14 protein-coding genes are annotated in these 22889 nt (G+C 68.0%); 7 read left to right on the top strand and 7 right to left on the bottom strand.

Features of this window, described 5'->3' with window-relative positions:
• Positions 1 to 14: 14 nt before the first annotated feature.
• Genes ABS767_RS06855 through ABS767_RS06840 form a run of 4 tightly spaced genes read right to left on the bottom strand, consistent with a single transcriptional unit; the run spans position 15 to position 6716 of the window.
• Positions 15 to 2474 (bottom strand): glycoside hydrolase family 3 protein, encoded by a 2460-nt coding sequence (locus ABS767_RS06855; RefSeq protein WP_408077605.1) that lies wholly within the window; start codon positions 2472 to 2474, stop codon positions 15 to 17.
• The gene (locus ABS767_RS06850) at positions 2474 to 3580 is read right to left on the bottom strand and encodes a tryptophan 7-halogenase (protein WP_408077604.1); all 1107 of its coding nucleotides are present in this window, start codon (positions 3578 to 3580) and stop codon (positions 2474 to 2476) included. Before ABS767_RS06850 ends, ABS767_RS06855 begins: the two co-directional genes overlap by 1 nt.
• Positions 3577 to 5082 (bottom strand): tryptophan halogenase family protein, encoded by a 1506-nt coding sequence (locus tag ABS767_RS06845; protein WP_408077603.1) that lies wholly within the window; start codon positions 5080 to 5082, stop codon positions 3577 to 3579. Before ABS767_RS06845 ends, ABS767_RS06850 begins: the two co-directional genes overlap by 4 nt.
• The gene (locus ABS767_RS06840; RefSeq protein WP_408077602.1) at positions 5079 to 6716 is read right to left on the bottom strand and encodes a glycoside hydrolase family 43 protein; all 1638 of its coding nucleotides are present in this window, start codon (positions 6714 to 6716) and stop codon (positions 5079 to 5081) included. The genes ABS767_RS06845 and ABS767_RS06840 overlap by 4 nt, the downstream gene beginning before the upstream one ends.
• Before the next feature lie 133 nt (positions 6717 to 6849).
• On the opposite strand from ABS767_RS06840, the gene ABS767_RS06835 reads away from it, so the two are divergent.
• Genes ABS767_RS06835 through ABS767_RS06815 form a run of 5 tightly spaced genes read left to right on the top strand, consistent with a single transcriptional unit; the run spans position 6850 to position 12989 of the window.
• A complete protein-coding gene (locus ABS767_RS06835) occupies positions 6850 to 7989 on the top strand; it encodes a fumarylacetoacetate hydrolase family protein (RefSeq protein WP_408077601.1) in 1140 nt (379 codons plus the stop codon).
• 26 nt (positions 7990 to 8015) lie between these two features.
• Entirely contained in the window at positions 8016 to 9449 is a 1434-nt protein-coding gene (locus ABS767_RS06830; protein ID WP_408077600.1) for an aldehyde dehydrogenase family protein, read from the top strand.
• A gap of 32 nt (positions 9450 to 9481) precedes the next feature.
• Positions 9482 to 10240, top strand: a complete 759-nt coding sequence (locus ABS767_RS06825) for an SDR family NAD(P)-dependent oxidoreductase (RefSeq protein ID WP_408077599.1) — start codon at positions 9482 to 9484, stop codon at positions 10238 to 10240.
• Positions 10231 to 11109, top strand: coding sequence for an SMP-30/gluconolactonase/LRE family protein (locus tag ABS767_RS06820; protein ID WP_408077598.1), 879 nt, complete (start codon positions 10231 to 10233; stop codon positions 11107 to 11109). Before ABS767_RS06825 ends, ABS767_RS06820 begins: the two co-directional genes overlap by 10 nt.
• A complete protein-coding gene (locus tag ABS767_RS06815; RefSeq protein WP_408077597.1) occupies positions 11106 to 12989 on the top strand; it encodes a sialate O-acetylesterase in 1884 nt (627 codons plus the stop codon). Before ABS767_RS06820 ends, ABS767_RS06815 begins: the two co-directional genes overlap by 4 nt.
• A gap of 25 nt (positions 12990 to 13014) precedes the next feature.
• Here the strand turns inward: ABS767_RS06815 and ABS767_RS06810 are convergent, their stop codons facing one another.
• From ABS767_RS06810 to ABS767_RS06800, 3 genes are all read right to left on the bottom strand, one after another.
• Entirely contained in the window at positions 13015 to 14793 is a 1779-nt protein-coding gene (locus tag ABS767_RS06810) for an IlvD/Edd family dehydratase (RefSeq protein WP_408077596.1), read from the bottom strand.
• The gene (locus ABS767_RS06805; protein WP_408077595.1) at positions 14793 to 15890 is read right to left on the bottom strand and encodes a LacI family DNA-binding transcriptional regulator; all 1098 of its coding nucleotides are present in this window, start codon (positions 15888 to 15890) and stop codon (positions 14793 to 14795) included. The genes ABS767_RS06810 and ABS767_RS06805 overlap by 1 nt, the downstream gene beginning before the upstream one ends.
• Positions 15891 to 15957: 67 nt before the next feature.
• Positions 15958 to 17994 (bottom strand): alpha-glucuronidase, encoded by a 2037-nt coding sequence (locus ABS767_RS06800; RefSeq protein ID WP_408077594.1) that lies wholly within the window; start codon positions 17992 to 17994, stop codon positions 15958 to 15960.
• A gap of 125 nt (positions 17995 to 18119) precedes the next feature.
• On the opposite strand from ABS767_RS06800, the gene ABS767_RS06795 reads away from it, so the two are divergent.
• Both ABS767_RS06795 and ABS767_RS06790 read left to right on the top strand, forming a co-directional pair.
• Positions 18120 to 20507, top strand: coding sequence for a glycoside hydrolase family 3 N-terminal domain-containing protein (locus ABS767_RS06795; RefSeq protein ID WP_408077593.1), 2388 nt, complete (start codon positions 18120 to 18122; stop codon positions 20505 to 20507).
• Positions 20504 to 22885 (top strand): glycoside hydrolase family 3 N-terminal domain-containing protein, encoded by a 2382-nt coding sequence (locus ABS767_RS06790; protein ID WP_408077592.1) that lies wholly within the window; start codon positions 20504 to 20506, stop codon positions 22883 to 22885. Before ABS767_RS06795 ends, ABS767_RS06790 begins: the two co-directional genes overlap by 4 nt.
• Positions 22886 to 22889: the final 4 nt, after the last annotated feature.

The raw sequence follows: 22889 nt of genomic DNA, 5'->3' as shown, positions 1-22889 counted from the left end.
AAAACGACTCTAACTCACGGGCAGGCGATCACCTTGTCCGCCGCGGTGCCGAGCGCGACGCGGGCGAGGCTGAAGGTGAAGGCACCCTCGCTGCGCAGCGTAAACGGTGAAGCGACGCGGCCGAGGTTCGCGCCGCCCTTGGCGAAGCATTTGAGCGGGACGCCATAGCTGGTCCATTCGCCCGGCGCCGCGGTCTCGATCGGGGTCGCGCGGACCGCGGCATCGCCCATGCGGAACTGCACCGTGCCCGCGGGCTTGGCATCTACGCGCATCGTGGCGACCAGCAGCACATCGCCATTGACCTCACGCGTGAGGTCGAGCGGCGCCTGGGTCGCGAGCGCGACATCGGCGGGGCCGGATGCGATCGCAAAGCGGCGCGCGCCTTCCTGCACGACATGGTTGACCGCCGTCACCCGTACCCGCCCGCTTGCGGCATCTGCCGGAACCGCGGTGATCCGCGTCGAATCGCCCGTTCCGCCGAGCACCTGGAGCGACCACGACGCCGACGGCACGCCATTGGCGAAATAGACATTGCCGGCGTCCTCGTCCGCCACGCCCGACTCCTCGGACAACGGCTTCCACGGCACGGCGCCGCCCGCCAGGGTCAGGCCATGGCCGAACGGGAACAGCACCGGCCCGTCCGCGCGCGCGGTCGCGGGCCAGGCTGCGGGCAGCTTGCCGACGAAGTCATAGGGCGCGCGGCGATCCTTGCGCTGGACCAGCAGGTCGGCGATGCCCGCCCCTTCCGATCCGGGGAGCCAGGCGACGACGAACGCGTCGGCGATGTTGAGCTCGGGGTTCATGAACAGCGGGCGGCCGGTGACCATCACCGCGACCACCGGGATTCCCTGCGCCTTGAGCGCCTTCATCGTCTCATAGGGCTTGCGCAGTTCGGGGCGCAGCTGGAGCGTCTTCAGGTCGCCCTGGAACTCGGCATAGGGCGTCTCGCCGAACACCACGATCGCGACATCGGGCTTCTTCGCGAACTTGCCGTCCGGAGCCAGTTCGGCGCTGCCGCCGGTCGCAGTGACCGCGCTTTCCAGCCCCTTCCAGATCGACGTCGCACCGGGGAAGTTGGCGTTGGTGACGTCGGTTCCCTGCCAGGTCAGCGTCCAGCCGCCCGACTGGCGGCCGATATCGTCCGCCGCATCGCCCGCGACGAGCAGGTGCGCGCCCGCCCTGACCGGCAGCACCGATCCGCTGTTCTTGAGCAGCACCAGCGACTTGCGCACCGCGTCGCGCGCGATCGCGCGGTGATCGGCATGGCCGAGCAGCGACCAGTCGCCGGCATATTTGCGCGAGGAGGGCTTGCCCGCCTCGAACAGTCCCAGCCGCATCTTGACGCGCAGGATGCGCGCGACCGCATCGTCGAGCCGCGCCATCGGCACCTCGCCCGACTTCACCTGCGCCAGCAGCGAGTTCCACAGCGGCTTCCAGCTGTCGGGCGCCATGTACATGTCGAGCCCGGCGTTGATCGCCTTGGGGCAGGATGCATTGGTGCAGCCTTCGACCTGGCCATGCGCGTTCCAGTCCGACACGAGGAAGCCGCCGAAGTTCATGCGGTTCTTGAGCACGTCGGTGAGCAGGCCCTTGTGCCCGGTCATCTTGCTGCCGTTCCAGCTCGAGAAACTGACCATCACCGTCGCCACGCCCTGCTCGATCGCGGGGATATAGGGGGCGCCGTGGACGTCGCGCAGTTCCGTTTCGCTGATCCGCGCATCGCCTTGGTCGCGTCCCTCATGCGTGCCGCCATCGGCGAGGAAATGCTTGGTCGAGGCGAGCACATACGGGCCGGACAGCAGGTTGGTGCCATTGCCCGGGCCCTGCAGCCCGCGCACCATCCGCTCGACATAGGATGCTACCAGCTTCGGGTCCGACGAATAGCCCTCATAGGCACGGCCCCAGCGGAAATCGCGCGGGACGGTGACGGTCGGCGCGAAGGTCCATTCCTGGCCGGTGGCGCGGATCTCGAGCGCGGTCGCCTGCGCGATCTTCTCGATCAGGTCGGGGTCGCGCATCGCGCCGAGGCCGATATTGTGCGGGAACAGCGTGGCGCCGATGATGTTGCTGTGGCCATGGACCGCATCGGTCCCCCAGATGATCGGGATGCCGACGCGCCCGCCGCTCTTGTCGATCGACGCTTCGTAGAATTCGTCGGCAAGCTGCAGCCATTTGGGTGCCGGGGCGAAGTCGTCGCCATAGGGGCCGCTGCTGCCGCCATTGAGCACCGAACCGAGATGATAGGTGCGCACATCCTCCGGCGTGACGGCGGAAATGTCGGCCTGGACCACCTGGCCGACCTTCTCCTCCACGCTCATCTTCGCGATCAGCGCCTTGATGCGCACCTCGACAGCGTTGTCTGTCCGCTGCGGCCAAGTCGGCGACGGCCAGATTTCGGGATGGACCTTGCTCTCCTGCGCGGCGATCGGCGCAGCGAGCGCGGCGCCGAGCGCCAGTACCAACAGCTTCTTCATCAACTCCCCTCCATGATATGGATGATCTTCGTTTCGGCGACCGCGCGGGCGGTTGGATCGATGCGCTCGGGGCGTACCCCATGGGCGAGCCACCAGCCGATCCACTCGCCCGGCGTCACCGGGTCCCAATCGCGATACGGCATCCGCCCGCGCGCGGCAAAGCCGGCGCGCAAGGTCGCGAGATCGGGCGTCGCCGAGCCGTTCCACCGCTCGGTCGTCCAGTCCAGCAGCCGCGCGTGCGCGATGGCGGTACGGCGATTATACTCCGCCGCCTCGCGCGGCGACGGATCGGCCTGCGGCATGAACTCGATCGCGCGCAGGATATCGGCGTGCGCAGCGGACAGGGCGTGGCCGTCGAACGGCTCGATGACCAGCGCAGCTTCGCCGAGCGCGGTGCAGTTGCCCGCGCGCGGCGCGGGATGCCGCCCCGGCGGCAAACCAGCCCCGCGCGACAGGCGCCAGCCCCAGGGCGGGCTGCGCCACTCGACGACCCCGTCGCCGGTCGCGATCGTCTCGCCCTCGGGTGCGCCGCGCGAGATCGGCTCGGCGACCAGCGACGGGAGGTGGGCGGACCAGTCGGTCCAGTCGTTCCCGGGCGCGGTGCAATCGAGGATCAGGTGCGCCTCCGGCACGTCCGACGCCCGCGCGATATCCAGCGCAGCCGCCATCTCGGCGAGCAGCGCGGCATAGGCCGCCATGTCGAAACGGATCCCGAACGGTTCCGCGTCGCGCGCAGCCAGCACCGGCCATGGCATCGCCCGGCCGGGGCGTTCGCGTTCGCTGCGCAGCCATAGCTGGTGCAGCGCGACGCCATCGACATGCGGGATCGCGCCGGGCGGGGCAAGCGGGACGCCGTCGAGTTCCACGCGCCGGATCGCCACCGCACCGGTGCGGCGGATGAACAGCGCCTGGTCCAGCCCGATCGCGCGGTGGAAAGCATCGATCGCCATGGTAGCGGCGCCGATCCGGTCGAGCAGTGCATGGGGATCGCCTGGCCGCTCCACTAGTGTAATCCGGGCGTGCGGCAGCGCCCGGCGAAAGGCGATCGCGGCGGACAGCGCGACCACGCCGCTGCCCAGCACTGCGACGCTGGTCGGCCCGCTCATGCGGTCCCCCAGGCGCCGTGGGCCCGCAATGCCGCTTCATGATCGCGCATCGCCGCGACGCGCCGTGCGATGTCCCCCGCAAGCTCGTCCAGCGCGCGGGTCAGCGCGGGCGCGGCGGGGTTGTCCGCGCGCGGATCGTGGCGCAGCGGCACCTGCCCCTGCCCCAGATACACCGCGACCCAACTCGGCTCGAGGAACAGCCCCTCGCCATACTTCTCGACGCGCCCGGTCTCGCGCCACAGCTCGAGCTTGGCTGCAAGGCTGTCGGGCACCGCCATGGTGCGGACATGGTTCCAGAAATCCGAATCGCCACGGGTCGTGGCGTGGTAATGGAGGATCAGGAAGTCGCGCACGCGATCATATTCATAGTCGACGGTCGCGTTGAACGCGTCGCGGTCGGCGGGATCGATCGTACGCTCGGGGAACAGTTCGACCAGCCGCATCACCGCCATTTGAGCGAGGTGAATGCTGGTCGATTCGAGCGGCTCGAGGAAGCCGCTGGCAAGTCCGATGCTCACGACGTTGCCGACCCAGCTTTGCCGCCGCCGCCCGGCGCGAAAGCGCAGGATGCGCGGATCGGCGCGCGGGGAGCCTTCCACCGCGCCGAGGATCGCATCGCACGCGGCATCGTCCGACAGGAAGCTGCTGGAGAAGACATAGCCGTTGCCAACGCGATGCTGCAGCGGGATGTGCCAGCGCCACCCGGCCCCCATCGCAGTGGCGCGGGTGTAGGGCTCGATCGCACCGGGGAGACGTTCGGTCGGCAGCGCGGCGGCGCGATCGCAGGGCAGCCAGTGCGACCAATCCTCCCACGCCGCGTCCATCGCGCCGCCGATCAGCAACGCGCGAAAGCCCGAGCAGTCGATGAACAGGTCGCCCGCGATCCGCTCGCCGCTGTCCAGGACGAGTTCGGTGACGTCGCCGCTCGCCCCGTCGCGCTCGACCCCGGTGACGCGCCCCTCGGTCCGCACGACCCCGCGCGCCTCCGAATACCCGCGCAGCATCGGCGCCAGCTTCGTCGCATCGAACTGATAGGCCCAGCCATAGCTGCTCGACAGAAAGTCACCGTCCGCGGGCGGAAAGGCGAAGCGGTTGGCGCGCGCGGCCACGATCGGGAGCGAATAGTCCTCGAGGCTGCGGGCCGAACCCTCCGCCCGCGCACGCAGCCAGTAATGGTGAAAGCCGACCCCGGCGAGATCGACGCCATAGGCTCCGAACGGGTGGACATAGCGATCGCCGATCCCGCCGAAATCGCGGAAGTCGATTCCCAGCTTGAAGGTGGCGTTGGTGGCGCGCATCATCTCGGCCTCGTCGATCCCGAGCCGCTGGAGAAACGCACGCAGGTGCGGCAGCGTCGCCTCCCCCACCCCGACGATTCCGATCTCCTCGGATTCGATCAGGCGCACGTCCGCCACGCCGGGCAGGAACCGCGCGAGGGCAGATGCGGTCATCCACCCTGCGGTTCCGCCCCCGACGATGACGACGCGCACCGGATCGATCATGGCGTTCCCGACGCCGCGTGCGGACCGACGACCAGACCCATAAACAGTCCGGCATGGATGGTGGCGAGCCGCGATACGTCGATGTCGCGCGCGATGCTGCGCCACGCAGTCGTGTCGACCGGGCGCCACTCGGCCTGGGCGGTGCCATTGTCGAAGCTCAGCCGCAATTCGACCTGCGTCGCGCCGCCCCGCGGAACCGACGCGACCTCGACGCCATTCTCCGGCTCGTCCTTCGATATGCGCCGGCGCACGACGAGCTTGTCGCCCTCAAGGCCGACGAACATCAGGTGGTTCTCGTCGGCAACCGCCAGCAGCCCGGCGCGATCCGACGCGCCCTGGGGATCGAACGACACGCGCGTGGTCCAGCTCGCCTTGGCATGGCGCATCCTCTTGCCGAGATAGCTGGGCTGGGCAAGCGCACCGGCAGCGACCGGCCGCGCGGCGAGCGTCAGCGCGCCGTCGGCGATGCGCCACCACGGCGCCCCCTTGGGCGTGCGCAGCATCAGCCAGTCGTCGGAGAGCTTCGGCGTGTCGAACTCCTCGCGCCAGTCGCGTGCCTCGCCGGGCGAGGCGGGCAGGTTCGGGCGCGCAACGCTGGCGGGCAGCGGCGTGCGCGGCGGCAGGATCGACGGCCAGCCCTCTTTCCACGTCACCGGCAGCAGGAAGGTCTCGCGCCCCAGCAGCGTCTCCTGCCCGCGGAACGGTCGCGTGGCGAGGAACACCGCCCACCAGCTGCCGTCGTCCAGCTTCACAATGTCGGCATGACCCGTTGCCTGCACCGGATTCGCGCGATCCTCGGGCAGGTCGCGCTGCGTCAGGATCGGGTTGACCGGGCCGGGCGTGTAGGGGCCGGTCAGCTTGCGCGAGCGATAGATGGTCTGCGCGTGCTGATCCGCCGTGCCGCCCTCTGCCGCGGAGAGATAATACCAGCCATCGACCTTGTAGATATGCGGCCCTTCTGCCCAGATCGGCTTGGTCGACGGATCGACGCCCTTGTTCACCAGCAGGTGGCGCGGCCCCTTCATCTTGAAGGTGGCGAGATCGATCTCCTGCAGCCACAATGCGCGGTGGCCGTCATATTCGGGGGTCCCCGGCGGCGCATCGTTGTTGACGATCCAGGCGCGGCCGTCCTCGAAATAGATCGACGGGTCAATTCCCCCGAACTCGAGCCAGTGCGGCGCGCTCCACGGCCCGGCCGGATTCTTCGCGGTCAGCAGGAAATTGTCGCGGCATCCGACACAGGTATTGAGGATGTAATAGGTGCCGTCATGATATTCGATCGTCGGCGCGAACACGCCGCGGTCGAGCGCCAGCCCGCTGAAATCGAGCATCTCCGGCCGGTCGATCGCATTGCCGATCTGGCGCCAGTTCACCAGATCGGTGCTGTGATAGACCGGGATGCCGGGAAACCAGGCGAAGGTCGACGTGACAAGGTAGAAGTCCCGTCCGACCTTCACGATCGACGGGTCGGGACGGAACCCGGGCAGGACTGGATTGGCGAAGCGATCCGCCGGCAGCGTCGGCACCGCGGTCTCTGCCGTGTAGGCGACGTAATCGAATCGCGCGCTTTCCTGCTGCGCAGCAACCGGCGCAGCAACGACCAGCATCGCCAACAATGCGCTCAAACCCTTCATCCTGCTCCCTCTCGCTCTTCGTGCCGGGTTCCTACCCGGTCCGCACCGCCCTTTTTTCCGCACGGCCTTGACACCTTCATAGGAGCATGATGTTAGCGCTATCAAGAAGAATGAGGACGGAGGGGTTCTGACGATGGCCGTCTCGCTTGCGGGTCTCTTGCCGGAGGATTGGCGCTCGGGAAGCTTTCTCGGCCGCATCGATCTGAGCGATGGCCCGGTCCCCGTCCTGATCGCGGGCGGCGCGCTCTACGACCTCAGTCCGAGCACCGCGACCGTTTCCGGCGCCATCGAGCGCGGGCAGACCACGCCGCAGCATGGACACCGCATCGCCGACCTCGATGCGAACGATCCCCGTCTGCCCGAGGGCGCAACCCTGCTCGCCCCGATCGATCTCCAATGCATCAAGGCGGCGGGCGTCACCTTCGCCGTCTCGGCGATCGAGCGGGTGATCGAGGAGCGCGCGCGCGGCGATGCGAGCCAGGCCGCGGCGATCCGCGGGCGGCTCGAAGAACGCGTCGGCAGCGGCATCCGCTCGGTGGTTCCCGGCAGCGCGGAAGCGGCCGAACTCAAGCGCGTCCTGATCGAGGACGGCATGTGGTCGCAATATCTCGAGGTCGCGATCGGCCCTGACGCGGAAGTCTTCACCAAATCGCCCGTACTCTCGGCAGTCGGGCATGACGCGCCGATCGGGGTGCGATCGGATTCGAGCTGGAACAACCCCGAGCCCGAGATCGTCCTCGCGGTATCGAGCCGCGGCGAGACCGTCGGCGCGATGCTGGGCAACGACGTCAACCTGCGCGATTTCGAGGGGCGCTCGGCACTGCTGCTGGGCAAGGCCAAGGACAATACCGCGTCCTGCGCGCTGGGTCCCTTCATCCGCCTGTTCGACGAGGGTTTCACCATCGACGACGTGCGCAGCGCCGATGTCGCACTGACGATCGAGGGCACGGACGGCTTCCGGCTCGAAGGCGCGAGCCGGATGAGCGAAATCAGCCGCGACCCGCTCGATATCGTCGCCCAGGCGATGAGCGAGCATCATTATCCCGACGGCTTCGTGCTGTTCCTCGGCACTTTATTTGCGCCGACGCAGGACCGCGACGTTGCGGGCGGCGGGTTCACGCACAAGATCGACGACCGCGTGACAATCGCCTCTCCACGGCTCGGAACGCTCACCAATACGGTGACGACATCGAAAAATGCGCCCATATGGGAAATTGGAATCGGCGTTTTTGTTCGGGACCTCGCCCGTCGCGGACTCGCCGACCGGATTTGAACTCTGAATTGCAGGAACCGCGCACCATGAAGCTGACCCACCTCATCAATGGCGAGCGCGTCGCCGTCGACGCCCCGCTGGAAAGCCGCAACCCGTCCAACACCGACGAGGTTGTGGCAACCTTCGCCGCGGGCGATGCCTCGACCGTCGACCAGGCGGTGCAGGCCGCCCGTGCGGCGCAGCCCGGCTGGGCGTCCGCCTCGCCCGAAGTGCGCGCCGACCTGCTCGACAAGGTCGCGGCAACGATCATGGCGCGCGCCGCCGAACTCGGCGAACTGCTCGCGCGCGAGGAAGGCAAGACCCGCGCCGAGGGCATGGGCGAGGTGATGCGCGCCGCGCGCATCTTCCGCTATTTCGGCGGTGAGGCGCTGCGCCGCCACGGGCTGACGCTCGAATCGACCCGGCCGGGTCTTGATGTCGCCACCTATCGCGAAGCCGTGGGCGTGGTCGGGCTGATCACCCCGTGGAACTTCCCGATCGCGATCCCCGCATGGAAGGCCGCGCCCGCGCTCGCCTTCGGCAACACCGTTGTGATCAAGCCCGCCAACGTGACCCCCGCAGTTGCGAGCGCGCTCGCCGACATCATCCAGGAATGCGGCGCGCCTCCCGGCGTGTTCAACATGGTGCTGGGCCAGGGCGGCGTCGGCCAGGCGATCGTCGACCATCCCGGGATCGACGCGATCAGCTTCACCGGATCGCAGGGCGTCGGCGCCAAGGTCGGCATGGGCGCGATGACGCGGCAGGCGCGCGTCCAGTTGGAGATGGGCGGCAAGAACCCGCTGGTCGTGCTTGCCGATGCCGATCTCGACAAGGCCGTGGCGATCGCGCTCGACGGCGGCTTCTTCCAGACCGGCCAGCGCTGCACCGCGTCGAGCCGCGTGATCGTCGAGGATGCGATCCACGACCGCTTCGTCGCCGCGCTCGCCGAAAAGGCGAAGGGACTCAAGGTCGGCGCGGCGCTCGCCTCCGATACGCAGGTCGGCCCGGCATCGAGCGAGAGCCAGTTCGAGCAGAATCTGCGCTATGTGCGCACCGCGATCGAGGAAGGCGGACGTCTCGCGAGTGGAGGCGCCGATCCGCTCAAGCTCGACACCCCGGGCTATTTCATGGCGCCGACGCTGATCGCCGACACCGATCCCGACATGACGATCAATCGCGAGGAGGTGTTCGGCCCCGTCGTGTCGACCGTGCGCGCCAAGGATTACGAGCATGCGCTGGAGATCGCCAACCAGGGCGAGTTCGGCCTGTCGTCGGGCATCGTCACCACCAGCCACAAATATGCGCGCGATTTCCGCAAGCGCATCCGCGCCGGCATGGTGATGGTCAACCTGCCGACCGCAGGCGTCGACTATCACGTGCCCTTCGGCGGCACACGCAAGTCGAGCTACGGCGCGCGCGAGCAGGGGTTCGCGGCGGTCGAATTCTACACCACCGTCAAGACCGTCTATTCGGGGGATTGAGCTTGTTGCAGACGTCCACCGGATCGGCCGCGATGCGCGCCATCTATCCCAGCCTGCGCGACCGCCATGTGCTGATCACCGGCGGCGCGTCGGGGATCGGCGAAGGGCTGGTCGAGGGATTCGTCGCCCAGGGGAGCCGGGTCAGCTTCGTCGATGTCCAGCAAGACGCCGGCGAGGCGCTCAGCGCGCGGTTGACACCGGGAGCATCGCATCCGCCGCACTTCGCAGCCTGCGACCTGACCGATATCGACGCGCTGCAGAACTGCATGCGCAGCCTGATCGCGGAACGCGGTCCCGTCGATATCCTGCTCAACAACGCGGCGAGCGACGACCGGCATGCGATCGAGGACGTGACGCCCGCCTATTGGGACGAGCGGATGGCGGTCAATCTGCGCCATCTTTTCTTTTCCGCGCAGGCGGTGATCCCCGGCATGAGGGACGCGGGCGGCGGCGTCATCATCAATTTCGGGTCGATCAGCTGGCATCTCGGCCTGCCCGACCTGATCCTCTATCAGACTGCCAAGGCGGCGATCGAGGGCATGACGCGCAGCCTTGCGCGCGATCTGGGCAGCGACGGCATCCGCGTCTGCACCATCGTTCCCGGCAACGTCCAGACGCCCCGTCAGGAGAAATGGTACACGCCCGAGGGCGAGGCGGAGATCGTAGCGGCACAGGCGCTGAAAGGTCGGATCCAGCCCGCCGACATCGCCGCGATGGCGACCTTCCTCGCCTCCGACGATGCGCGCATGTGTACCGCGCACAATTATTGGGTGGATGCCGGATGGCGGTAATCGAACCACGCGTGGCCGCGCGTCTCGGCGCGACGCTGGGCGAAGGCCCGGTCTGGGATGCGCAGCGCGGCTGCATGTGGTTCGTCGACATCAAGGGGAAGAAGCTCCACCGCTTCGACCCTGTATCCGGCACTCTCGCCAGCGCTGACGCGCCCGGCGAAATCGGCTGGGCGCTTCCCGCCGACAATGGTCGCCTGCTGTGCGGACTCCAGGCCGGATTGCACTGGTTCGATCCCGATACGCGCACCTTCACCTTCTGGCGCTCGGTCGAGCCGACGCTTCCCGGCAACCGGCTCAACGACGCGTGCACCGACCGCCAGGGCCGCGTGTGGTTCGGATCGATGGATAATGCGGAGACGGCGGAGAGCGGGCATTTCTACCGGCTCGACGCCGGACAGATCGATCGCGTCGGACCGGGACCGGTCAGCATCACCAACGGCCCCGCCGTATCCCCTGCGGGCGATCGCATCTATTTCACCGACACGATCGGCCGCCGCATCTGGCAGGCCGCGCTGCACGATGACGGCTCGCTCGGCGACCCCCGCCCGTTTCTCAGCTTCACCGGAGACGAGGGCTATCCCGACGGGTCGATCACCGATGCCGAGGGGAATGTCTGGGTCGGCTTTTTCGGCGGGCATGGCGCGCGCCGTTTCGATCCCGCCGGGCGCGAGATCGAGTTCGTTCGCCTGCCGGTCGCCAATGTCACCAAGCTCGCGTTCGGAGGTGAAGACTTGCGCACCCTCTATACCACCACCGCCGCCAAGGGGCTGAGCGCCGAGGAACGCGCCGCGCAGCCGCATGCGGGCGACCTGTTCGCGTTCGACGCTAAGGTACCCGGCCACCCGCTCGCCCTGGCGCACGTGGCATGAAGGGCGCGGCGGCCCTGCTCGCCGTGACGGCACTCGCGCCCCTTCCCGTTTCCGCGCAACTCGCCTTCGGCCCCGCCATCGGCGATCAGGCCGTGCTCCAGCGCGACAAGCCGATCGTGGTCGAGGGCGAGGCGCCGGCGGGGACGGCCCTGACCGTCACGCTCGGCGAGACGATCGCGCAGGCAAAGGCAGGCAAGGACGGGCACTGGCGTGCGACCTTCCCGGCGATGAAGGCCGGCGGGCCGTATCGTCTGCGCGCAGCGACGCGCGATAGCGCCGTCGAGGCCGACGGGGTGATGGTCGGCGATGTGTGGCTGTGCTCGGGTCAGTCGAACATGGAGCTGCCGGTCCGCCGCGCACTCGACTTTGACGGCCAGATGAACAGCGCCGCCGATCCGATGCTGCGGCTGCTGACCGTGCCAAAGGCGACTGCGACCAAGCCGCGCCGCACATTCGGCGAGCCGGCGAGCTGGGAGGCATCGACCCGCGACACCGCACCCGAATTCTCCGCCGCCTGCTGGTATATGGCGCGCGAGCTGCGCAAGGCCGAACCCGGCGTCGCGATCGGCCTGATCGACGCGAGCTGGGGCGGCACCGCGATCCGCGCATGGCTCGATCCCGCCGCGACGCGCAAAATCTATGGTGCGGACGAAGCGACGCTGCTCGATGCCTATGACCGCGACCCGCTCGACGCGAATGTCCGCTTCGCGCCGCGCTGGATCGAGTGGTGGCGCACGCAGGACAAGGTCGAGCCGTGGCGCACGCCGAACGCAGTGCAATGGTCGCCGCTTCCCGGTATCGCGCCGTGGGATCGTCTCGGCGAGGCGCCGCTGCAGGGATTGCTGGGCTGGGCGTGGTTCCGCCGCACCATCACCCTCACGCCCGATCAAGCGCGCGACGGCGCGACGCTGTCGCTCGGCATCATCGACGATGGCGATCAGGTGTTCGTCAACGGCCGGCCGGTCGGCAACAGCTATGGCTGGTCGAACCCGCGCGACTACAAGGTTCCGGGCCATTACTGGAAGGCCGGTGCCAATGAGGTGCTCGTCGCCGTGTGGAACAGCTACGGCACCGGCGGCTTCATGGGTCCGGCGGACGTGCTGAAGCTGACCCTTGCCGACGGATCGAGCATCCCGCTGGGCGATCAGTGGCGCTACTGGATTTCCACCGCCAAGGGGTCTCCGCCGCGTCCGCCGTGGGACGCGATTGCGGGCCTGGGCCTGATCGGCAACGCGATGGTCGCGCCGCTTGGCCGGATCGGATTGCGCGGCGTCGCCTGGTATCAGGGCGAAAGCGATTCCGGGCAGACCGGCTACGACGTCCGCCTGCGCGGCCTGATCGACGGCTATCGTCGCCAGTTCTCCGATCCGGCGCTGCAGGTGCTGGTCGTCGGGTTGGCGGGATATGGCGATCCCGCCCCCACGCCGGGCGAAAGCGGCTGGGCACAAGTGCGCGACGAGCAGCGACGCGCCGTGGCTGCAACCCCGGGAACTGCGCTGGTATCGGCCATCGACCTGGGATCGCGCACCGATATCCATCCCGGCGACAAGAACGAGCTGGGCAAGCGCCTCGCCCGCGCGGCACTGGGCAAGCCCGGGCCGCAGGCGGTGTCGGCGCGGCGCGATGGCAGCGACGTGGTCGTGTCGTTCGATGGTGTCGAAGGCGCGCTGACCGGCTGGAGCGGCGCGCCGATCAGTTTCGAACTCTGCGCACAGACCTGCCGCTTCGCGCGCGCCACTGCGGACGGCGCGACGGTACGCGTGCACGGCGACGGGCAGCCGGTGACGCGGGTCCGCTATGGCTGGGCCGATACGCCGGTGGTCAATCTCTACGACGCGGCCAACATGACGCCGACCTCGTTCGAACTGACGGTGGAGTAACCCTCCACCGTCCGCTTCGAGCAGCTCAATGATTATGCCGCGGCAGCGTCTTCGACGTCTGGCGATAGTCGAGCGCGAACTCGAGCACCGCGCCCTCGGCAAGCTGCCCCGTCTTCTCGCGCGCCAGTTGCTCCCACGGCGTGTTGTTCGCCGGAATTTCGGGCAGACCATCGCCCTTGCGCCGCTCGATCTCCTCCGGCTCGACCAGCATGTCGCAGCGGCGCGTGTTGAGATCGATCCGGATCGTGTCGCCGGTGCGCAGCCATGCCAGCCCGCCGCCCGCGGCGCTCTCGGGCGAGGCGTTGAGGATCGAGGGACTGTCCGACGTCCCCGACTGGCGCCCGTCGCCGAGCGTGGGAAGCCAGTTCACGCCGGCGCGGATCAACGCATCGGGCGGCTGCATGTTGACCACCTCCGCCGATCCCGGCCAGCCGAGCACGCCGGACGATCGCATCACCAGGATGCAGTCGGCGTCGATATTCAGCGCGGGATCGTTGATGCGGTGGTGATAATCGTCCGATCCGTCGAACACGATCGCGCGCGCCTCGAACACATTCTCCGCCCCCGGCCGCGACAGATAACGTTTGCGGAATTCGGCGGAGATTACCGACGTCTTCATGATCGCAAAGTCGAACAGATTGCCGCTCAGCACGAGGAAGCCGGCATTCTCCTGAAGCGGCTCGGCGAACGGACGAATGACCTCGCGATCGTTGCTTTCAGCCTCCGCTAGATTTTCGGCAATCGTCCGCCCGGTGACGGTCAGGCAATCGCCGTGCAGCTTCCCCGCCTGCAGCAATTCCCACATGGCCGCAGGGACCCCGCCCGCGCGGTGGAAGCGTTCGCCCAGATACTTCCCGGCAGGCTGCATGTTGACCAGCAGCGGGAGGTGATAACCATGATCGTACCAGACATCCTGCTCCAGCGCGACGCCGGCATGCCGCGCCATCGCGACGATATGCGGCTGGGCATTGGACGATCCGCCGCAGACGGTGACCGTGGCGATGGCGTTGAGGAACGCCTCGCGCGTCAGGATCTTCGCCGGGCGCAGATCCGCGTGCACCATCTCGACGATGCGCTGGCCGGTGCGATAGGCGATCTGCCCGCGCTCGCGATAGGGTGCCGGGATCGCCGCGCAGCCGGTGAGCGACAGGCCGAGCGCTTCCGCCACCGCGTTCATCGTCGATGCCGTGCCCATCGAATTGCAATGCCCGGCCGAAGGCGCGCTGCTGGTGGCGCGGCGGAGGAATTCCGCCTCGTCGATCTCGCCCGCGGCGAGCGCGCGGCGACTGCGCCAGATGACGGTGCCGGAACCGACCAGCTCGCCCTCATGCCAGCCATCGAGCATCGGTCCGCCCGACAGCACGATCGCAGGGATATCGACCGTCGTCGCCGCCATCACCTGGCTCGGCGTGGTCTTGTCACAGCCGGTGGTCAGCACGACGCCGTCGATGGGATAGCCGTTGAGCAATTCGACCAGCCCGAGATAGGCAAGGTTGCGGTCGAGCGCCGCCGTCGGGCGCCGGCAATTCTCGAAGATCGGGTGAACCGGAAACTCGATCGGGATTCCGCCCGCGTCGCGGATCCCGTCGCGCACACGCTTCGCCAGATCGAGATGGATGCGGTTGCACGGGGACAGGTCGCTGCCCGATTGCGCGATGCCGATGATCGGCTTGCCCGACTGCAGCTCCTCGGGCGTCACGCCATAGTTCATGAACCGCTCGAGATAGAGCGCGGTCATGTCCCAGCGTTCGGGGTTGTCGAACCAATCGCGCGAGCGCAGCCGCACGGGAATCGCGTCAGTCATCAGGGCTCCCGGTTGCGCGCGACGCGGCTGACCAGCGTGGGCGCCGAATCCGAATCGCGGCGGACCAGCGTGTAGGGCAAGGTCTTCTGCTCGACCTCGAGCGGATCGCCCGCCCGCTTCGCCTTGAGGATGCGCACGGTGGCCGATACCGCCCAGGCCGTCATCGCGCGGATCGGCTGGCGCACGGTGGTCAGCTCGGGCCAGATCGTGCTCGCCATCGCGGTATCGTCGAACCCGCAGACGGTGATGTCGTTGGGCACGTCGAGATGCAGCCGGTGCGCGACGGCAACGGTTGCCGCGGCCATGTCGTCGTTCGATGCGAAGATCGCGGTCGGGCGCGGATCGACCGAGATCAGCTGCTCGGATGCCTGCATCCCCGACCGATAGGTGAAGCGGCCTTGTGCGATCAGCTCCTCGCGCACCGGAATGCCTGCCGCCTCCAGCGCCGCCTTGTACCCGTTGAGGCGGCGCCCGCTGGCGACCTGTTCGGGGTTGCCGATGATGAAGCCGATACGCTGGTGGCCCAGGTCGATGATGTGGCGCGTCATGTCGAACGCGGCCTGGAAATCATCGATCAGCACCGCGGCGTGCGACCCGCTCGCCTTGCCCGGCCCCACCGCGATCGCCACCGCGCCGGCATTGGTGACGAGATCGAGCACGCTCTGGTCGTCGCACAGCGGCGGCGGGAGGATGAAGCCCTTGATCCCGCCGTCGATCAGGTGGCGGACCAGCGGCTTCGCCTCGGCCACGCTTTCGCAATTCTGGACGACGAGGTGGATGTCCGCGCGGCTCGCCTCCTCCAGCGCGCCCATCAGGAATTCGCTGAGATAGGATGCCGAGGGATTGTCGAACATCAGCGCGATACGCAGCTGTTCGCCACCCGCCAGGCTGCGCGCCGCGCGATTGGGCGCGAAATTGAGCTTGGCGATCGCCGCCAGCACCTGTTCGCGCGTATTCTCGCGCACATTCCCCTCGCCATTGATGACGCGGCTCACCGTCATCGGCGAACAGCGCGCCTCCGCGGCGACGTCGGCGATGGTGGGAGCGCCACCACGGCGGCGCGAGGAACGGGGCTTGGCGGATGCGGCGGGAGGCATGGTCACGGCACATACGCCCCGTTTGCCTCTCGCAGCAAGCACGGCTTCACTCGATCTGGGAGCGCAATCATTGGCCCGGTGCCTCGGGAAAGCGCTGCGCCTGATACCAGGCGAGCGGATGCGCGGGCGCCTCATGTCCCGCGGGCAAGGCGCGGCCCGAGACCGAGGACCAGTAGGCCAGACTGGCGTCGCGCCACCAGCGCGCTTCGTCTGCCTGGATCGTCAGGAAATCGGCGACCGCGCGGTGGCGCTGTTGGTCGACATATGGCGCGAGCCCGGCCCAGGTCGTCCCCATCCGCGCCACGGTCGCGACGCCTCGGTCATAGCGGCGCGGCAACTCCTCCCACAACGTGCTTCCGTTCGTCAGCCGATGATCCCACGGCACATGGCAAAACCACAGCAACAGCGCCTCGTCCGCCAGCAACCGCTTCGCCACGGCGGGCGCATATTGGGCGAGCGCGTCGCTGCCGGTTGCGGTGCGGTCGAACCCGATGCCGTCGCGGTCAGCGCGATGATAATAGACCGGGTTCCATTCGGGCCGGTCCAGGTCCGCGACCCATGGCGCGGGCCCGTAGTGATGGCCGGTCCCCATGACGTGTGCGAGGCCGAGCGGGGTCATATAATCGACCACCGCGTCGCGACTCGCCAGCATCATCGGAACCACCGCGTTCAGGAAAGCAGGATCGCGGCTGAAGGTCTGCGCCGCCCATTCGCTCGCGATCTGCTTGCTCGGCAGCTTCGGATTCCAGGCCAGCCGACCGAAGGCGTACCAGTTGGCCTGGTCGAAATGCGATCCGGTCCAGTTGCGGTCGCTGCCGGTATTGGCGACGCCGGCGATCACGCTGACCGTATCAGCCACCGTTCCCGAGCGACCGGTATCGGCGTCCAGCACCTCCTCGAACAACGGCGCCAGAAAGGCGAGGTGGGAGGCAAAGCCGAGATATTCCTTGGTGATCTGCAGCTCGAGGCTCAGCCGCGTCTTCGGCATCGCGCCGAACAGCGGATGAAACGGCTCGCGCGGCTGGAAATCGATCGGGCCGTTCTTGACCTGCACGACCACGTTCGACGCGAACTTGCCGTCGAGCGGCTGGAATTCGGTGAAGGCCTGCTTCGCGCGATCCTCGTCGTTCTCGGCGGCATAGACGAAGGCGCGCCAGATCACGACGCCCCGGTTGCCGATCGCTTCGGCCAGCATATTCGCGCCATTGGCATGGCTGCGGCCATAGTCTTGCGGGCCGGGCTGGCCTTCGGAGTTGGCCTTGACGAGGAAGCCGCCGAAATCGGGGATCGCGGAGTAAAGTTCGTCGGCCTTGGCCTTCCACCAGGCGCGCACCGCGGGGTCGAGCGGGTCGGCGGTCTTGAGGCCGCCGATATCGCGCGGCGCGGAGAACCGGGCGGAAAGATAAAGGCGAATGCCCCACGGCCTGAACGTGTCGGCCAGCGCCTTCGCCTTGGCGATATAGCGCGGCTCCAGCATCGTCGCGCGCGCGTTGACATTGTTGATGACGACGCCGTTGATCCCGATCGAGGCGTTGGCGCGCGCGTAATCGGTCATCCGCGCATCGACATGGCCCGGCAGATGCCACCAGTCGAAGATCGACCGCCCGGCATAGCCGCGCTCGACATGCCCGTCGGGATTGTCCCAGTGGTTGAGCATGCGCAGGTCGTAGGCCGGGGCTTCGTCGAGGCGGATCGACGCGAGCGCCTTGCCCTGCCCCAGTTCGCGGAGCAGCGCGAAGGCACCGTAGAGCAGGCCGGTGTCGCTGTTCGCGGTGATCGCGACACCCTGGTCCATCGACGCAATCGTGAACGCGCCCTCACGCATTTGCGGGCCGATCACCCGGCGGAGCAGGATCGGCGTGGTGCGACCCGTGGCGCCCCCCGGGAAAAGCTCGGCAAGGCCGCGCGACAGTTCGTCGCGCGCAAGAATCATGGTGGGCGATTCGATCCCGACCAGCACGACCTGTCCGGGTCTTTGCTGCGCAGCATCGGCGACGGGCGCATTGCGCAGCCACAGCCGGTAGCCATCCTCGGCGCGCGCCGCACTGACCGTGCACAGCGACACGCAGATCAGCAGCAGGGCGCAAAGCCGCGCGATCACCATCCTCATCCCTTCGCACGCGCCGGTCCGATTGCTGACCGGTCGCGGGTTGACAAGCTCGACAGCGTCATATCATGTTAGCGCTAACAATAAAGGCCGATTTTGCGGCTCGGATGGGAGAGTATCGGATGCGGAAGGCGTGGATCGCCCTGTTGCTGGCGAGCGGTGCGGTCACGCCTGCGGTCGTGGCAAGTCCACCCGCCGCCATGGAGGAGGATACACGGCGCCCGCCTGCCGACGCCCCCTATCGCAATGCCAGGCTCCCGCTCGAAACGCGCGTCGCCGACCTGCTCGCGCGGATGACGCTGGAGGAAAAGATCGCCCAGATCACCTCGGTCTGGGATACCAAGGTCGAGATTCAGGGCGCGCAGGACCGGTTCGATCCCGCCAGGGCGACAGCGAAGCATCCGCACGGCATCGGACAGCTTGCGCGCCCATCGGACCGCAAGGGGCCGGGTTCGCCGCGCGTTAATCCGCCGCGCAGCATCGCCGAAAGCATCGCCTATGTGAACGCAGTCCAAAAATGGGCGGTCGAGGACACGCGGCTCGGCATCCCGGTGCTGTTCCATGAGGAGGCGCTGCACGGCCTCGCCGCGCAGGATGCGACCAGCTACCCGCAGGCGATCGGGCTCGCCTCGACCTGGGACCCCGATCTGGTGCGCGAGATCAACGCCGCTGTCGCGCGCGAGGTGCGTGCTCGCGGCGTCCATCTCGTCCTCTCCCCCGTGGTCGACGTCGCGCGCGATCCGCGCTGGGGACGGATCGAAGAGACGTTCGGCGAGGACCCGCACCTCGTCTCCGAAATGGGCGTCGCCGCGGTCGAGGGGCTTCAGGGGCTGAACCGCGCGCGCACGCTGGCGCCCGGCAAGGTGTTCGCGACTCTCAAGCACATGACCGGGCACGGCCAGCCCGAAAGCGGCACCAATATCGGTCCGGCGCCGATCGCCCAGCGCACGCTGCGCGAGATTTTCTTCCCGCCCTTCGAAGCGGTCGTCACCCGCACCGGGGTCGAGGCGGTGATGGCGAGCTACAACGAGATCGACGGCGTCCCGAGCCATGCCAACAAATGGCTGCTGGGCGACGTGCTGCGTGGCGAGTGGAAATTTCCCGGCGCGGTGGTGAGCGACTATTATGCGATTGAGCAGATGGCCGGACTCCACCATATCGCCGGGTCCAATGCCGAAGCCGCCAAGCGCGCGCTCGCCGCCGGTGTCGACAGCGAGCTGCCGAACGCGACTGCCTACACGACGCTGATCGATCTGGTCCGCAAGGGCGAGGTCAGCCAGTCGGCGATCGACACCGCCGCCGCGCGCATGCTCAGCATCAAGTTCCGCGCCGGACTGTTCGAGACGCCTTACGCGAAGCTCGCCGACACGAAGGTCAATCACAGCCCGGAATCGGTCGCGCTGGCACGCAAGGCAGCCGCGAAATCCTTCGTGCTGCTCAAGAACGAAGGTGGTGCGCTCCCGCTTTCGCTCGATCGGCAGCAGACGATCGCGGTGATCGGTCCCAACGCCGATGTCGCGCGGCTGGGCGGCTATTATGGCATTCCGCCGGAGACGGTGACGCCACTCCAGGGCATTCGCGCGCTCGTCGGCGACAAGGCAACGATCGTCCACGCCCAGGGCGTGAAGATCACCGAGGGCGACGATTGGTGGGAGGACGAAGTCAAGCTGGCCGACCCCGCGCAGAACCGCCAGCGCATCGCGCAGGCGGTCGAGGCGGCGCGAGGCGCGGACACGATCCTGCTGTTCATCGGCGACACCGAACAGACCAGCCGCGAAGCGTGGGCCGACGCGCATCTCGGCGACCGCGCCAGCCTCGATCTGGTCGGCGAGCAGCTTGAGCTGTTCGACGCGATGAAGGCGCTGGGCAAGAAGCTCGTCGTCGTTCTCGTCAACGGCCGCCCGCCATCCTATCCGAAGATCGCCGCCGAGGCCGATGCGATCCTCGAAACCTGGTATGGCGGCGAACAGCAGGGCCATGCCATCGCCGATGCGCTGTTCGGGCGGGTCAATCCGGGCGGCAAGCTGCCGGTGACGGTCGCGCGCCATGTCGGCCAGCTGCCGATGACCTACAACGTCAAGCCGAGCGCGCAGCGCGGCTATCTGTTCGATACCACCGCGCCGCTCTACCCGTTCGGCTACGGCCTCAGCTACACCCGCTTCACCCTGTCCGCTCCGCGCCTGTCCACCCCGTCGATCAATGCGGGCGATAGCGTCGATGTGCTGGTCGATGTGACCAACAGCGGCGCGCGCGAGGGGGACGAGGTGGTGCAGCTGTATCTGCGCGACAAGGTCGCCAGCGTCACCCGTCCGGTCAAGGAATTGAAGGCATTCCGCCGCGTCACGCTCAAGCCCGGCGAGACGCGGACGGTCAAGCTGACGCTCGGCCCCCACGCGTTCCGGATGTGGAATATCGACATGCAACGGGTGATCGAACCGGGCGAGTTCGACATCATGACCGGCGCCGATTCCGCGACGCTGCAGACCGTCACGCTGAAGGTGACCCCATGAACCGCCGCGCCGCCCTCCGCCTGCTGGGACACGCCTCCGCCGCGACCGTCGCAGTCAGCTTCGCCCCGGCCGCCCACGCGCTCGCCGCGCCGCTCTACAAGGATGCACGCGCCCCGATCCCCGCCCGCGTCGCCGACCTGCTCGGGCGGATGACGCTGGAGGAGAAGGTCGGCCAGATGATTGCCATCTGGGCGCGCAAGGCCGAAGTGATCGACGACCTTGCCTTCAACCCCGTCAAGGCGAGCGCCGCCTATCCCCACGGGATCGGCCATGTCACCCGCCCGTCGGACAAGCGCGGAGTGCCGGGGATCACCGGTGCTTCGGGCGGCACCGCCGCGCGCTGGCGCACCCCGCGCCAGACGGTCGAGTTCGTCAACGCGATGCAGCGCTGGGCGCTCAACGATACCCGGCTCGGCATCCCGGTCCTGTTCCACGAGGAATCGCTGCACGGCTATATGGCGACCGACGCGACGATGTTCCCGCAGGCGATCGGGCTGGCCGGAACGTTCGACCGCGACCTGATGCGCCGCGTGCAATCGGTGATCGCGCGCGAGACACGCGCGCGCGGCGTGCCCTACGTCCTCTCCCCCGTGGTCGATATCGTGCGCGACCCGCGCTGGGGACGGATCGAGGAGACGTTCGGCGAATGCCCCTATCTCGTCGCGGAGATGGGCGTTGCGGCGGTCGAGGGGCTGCAAGGGCCGGGCAAGTTCGATCGCCTCGCCCCCGGCAAGGTCTATGCGACGCTCAAGCACATGACCGGCCACGGCCAGCCCGAGAGCGGCGTCAATGTCGGCCCCGCGCAACTGTCCGAGCGCGAGCTGCGCGAATATTTCTTCCCGCCGTTCCGCGAAATCGTGAAGCGCACGTCGATCGCCGCGGTGATGCCGAGCTATAACGAGATCGACGGCGTGCCGAGCCATGCCAATACCTGGCTGCTCGGCGACATCCTGCGCGGCGAGTGGGGCTTCGACGGGCTGATCTCGAGCGATTACGGCGCGGTCAACGAGCTGGAAACGATCCACCATATCGCCGCCGATCTCGAACAGACGGCGCGACTCGCGCTGGCGGCCGGCGTCGACAGCGAGCTGCCCGACGGCGCGGCCTATCGCACGCTGGTCGATCAGGTGAAGGCGGGCAAGGTCGCGGTCGCGGCGATCGACCGCGCGGTGGCGCGCATGCTCGCCCTCAAGTTCCGCGCCGGCCTGTTCGAAAATCCCTATGGCGACGCGACGCTCGCCGAGCGCATCACCGGCAACCCGCAAGCCCGCGCGCTGGCGCTCGAGGCGGCGCGCAAGTCGCTGTGCCTGCTCACCAATGACGGGACGCTGCCGTTCGCGGAAGACAAGGTCCGCAAGCTCGCCGTGATCGGCCCAAACCACGCGATCGCGCGGCTGGGCGGCTATTCGAGCGTCCCGAAACAGACCGTCAGCCTGATCGAGGGGCTGCGCACGCTGGTCGGCGACCGCGTCGAACTGCTCACCGCGCAGGGCGTGTTCATCACGCAGAGCGAAGACCGGTCGGCGGACGAGATCCTGCTCGCCGATCCCGTGAAGAACCGCGAGCTGATCGCGCAGGCGGTCGAGATCGCGAAGGGCGCGGACGCGATCGTGCTGGCGATCGGCGATACCGAACAGACCAGCCGCGAGGGCTTCGCCAAGAACCATCTCGGCGACCGCACCCGTGTCGATCTCGTCGGTGAGCAGAATGAGCTGGTCGCGGCAATGGCCGCGCTGGGCAAGCCGCTGGTGATCGCCGCGATCAACGGCCGCCCGCCAAGCTGGCCCGCAGTGGTCGGCAAGGCCAACGCCGTGCTCGAATGCTGGTATCCCGGGCAGGAAGGCGGCACCGCGATGGCAGAGGCGCTGTTCGGTCGCGTCAATCCCGGCGCCAAGCTGCCGGTCACGGTGATCCGCGATTCCGGACAGATCCCCTTCTTCTACAATCACAAGCCGTCGGCGCGGCGCGGCTACCTCTTCGCCGACAAGTCGCCCCTGTTCCCGTTCGGCCACGGCCTCAGCTACACCAGCTTCGCGATCGGAGCGCCGACGCTGTCGTCGCCGACGATGGCACGCGACGGCAGCGTCACGGTCGAGGTCGTGGTGCGCAACACGGGCGCGCGAGCGGGCGACGAAGTGGTACAGCTCTATATCAGCCGCCGCACCGCATCGGTGACCCAGCCAGTGCTTCAGCTCAAGGGGTTCAAGCGGGTGACGCTCGAACCGGGCGAAACGCGCGCGGTGCGCTTCACCCTTCCCGCGGAGACCTTCGCGCTCTGGGATGCGACGATGCGCGAGACGGTCGAGCCGGGCGACGTCGATATCCGCGTCGGCAACAGTTCCGCATCGCTCCAATCCACCCTGCTCACCATCGTCTGAGGTA

Source organism: Sphingomonas plantiphila (assembly GCF_046000505.1).
Classification (GTDB): Bacteria; Pseudomonadota; Alphaproteobacteria; order Sphingomonadales; family Sphingomonadaceae; genus Sphingomonas; species Sphingomonas plantiphila.
This window is presented reverse-complemented; position numbering and strand designations above follow the sequence as displayed.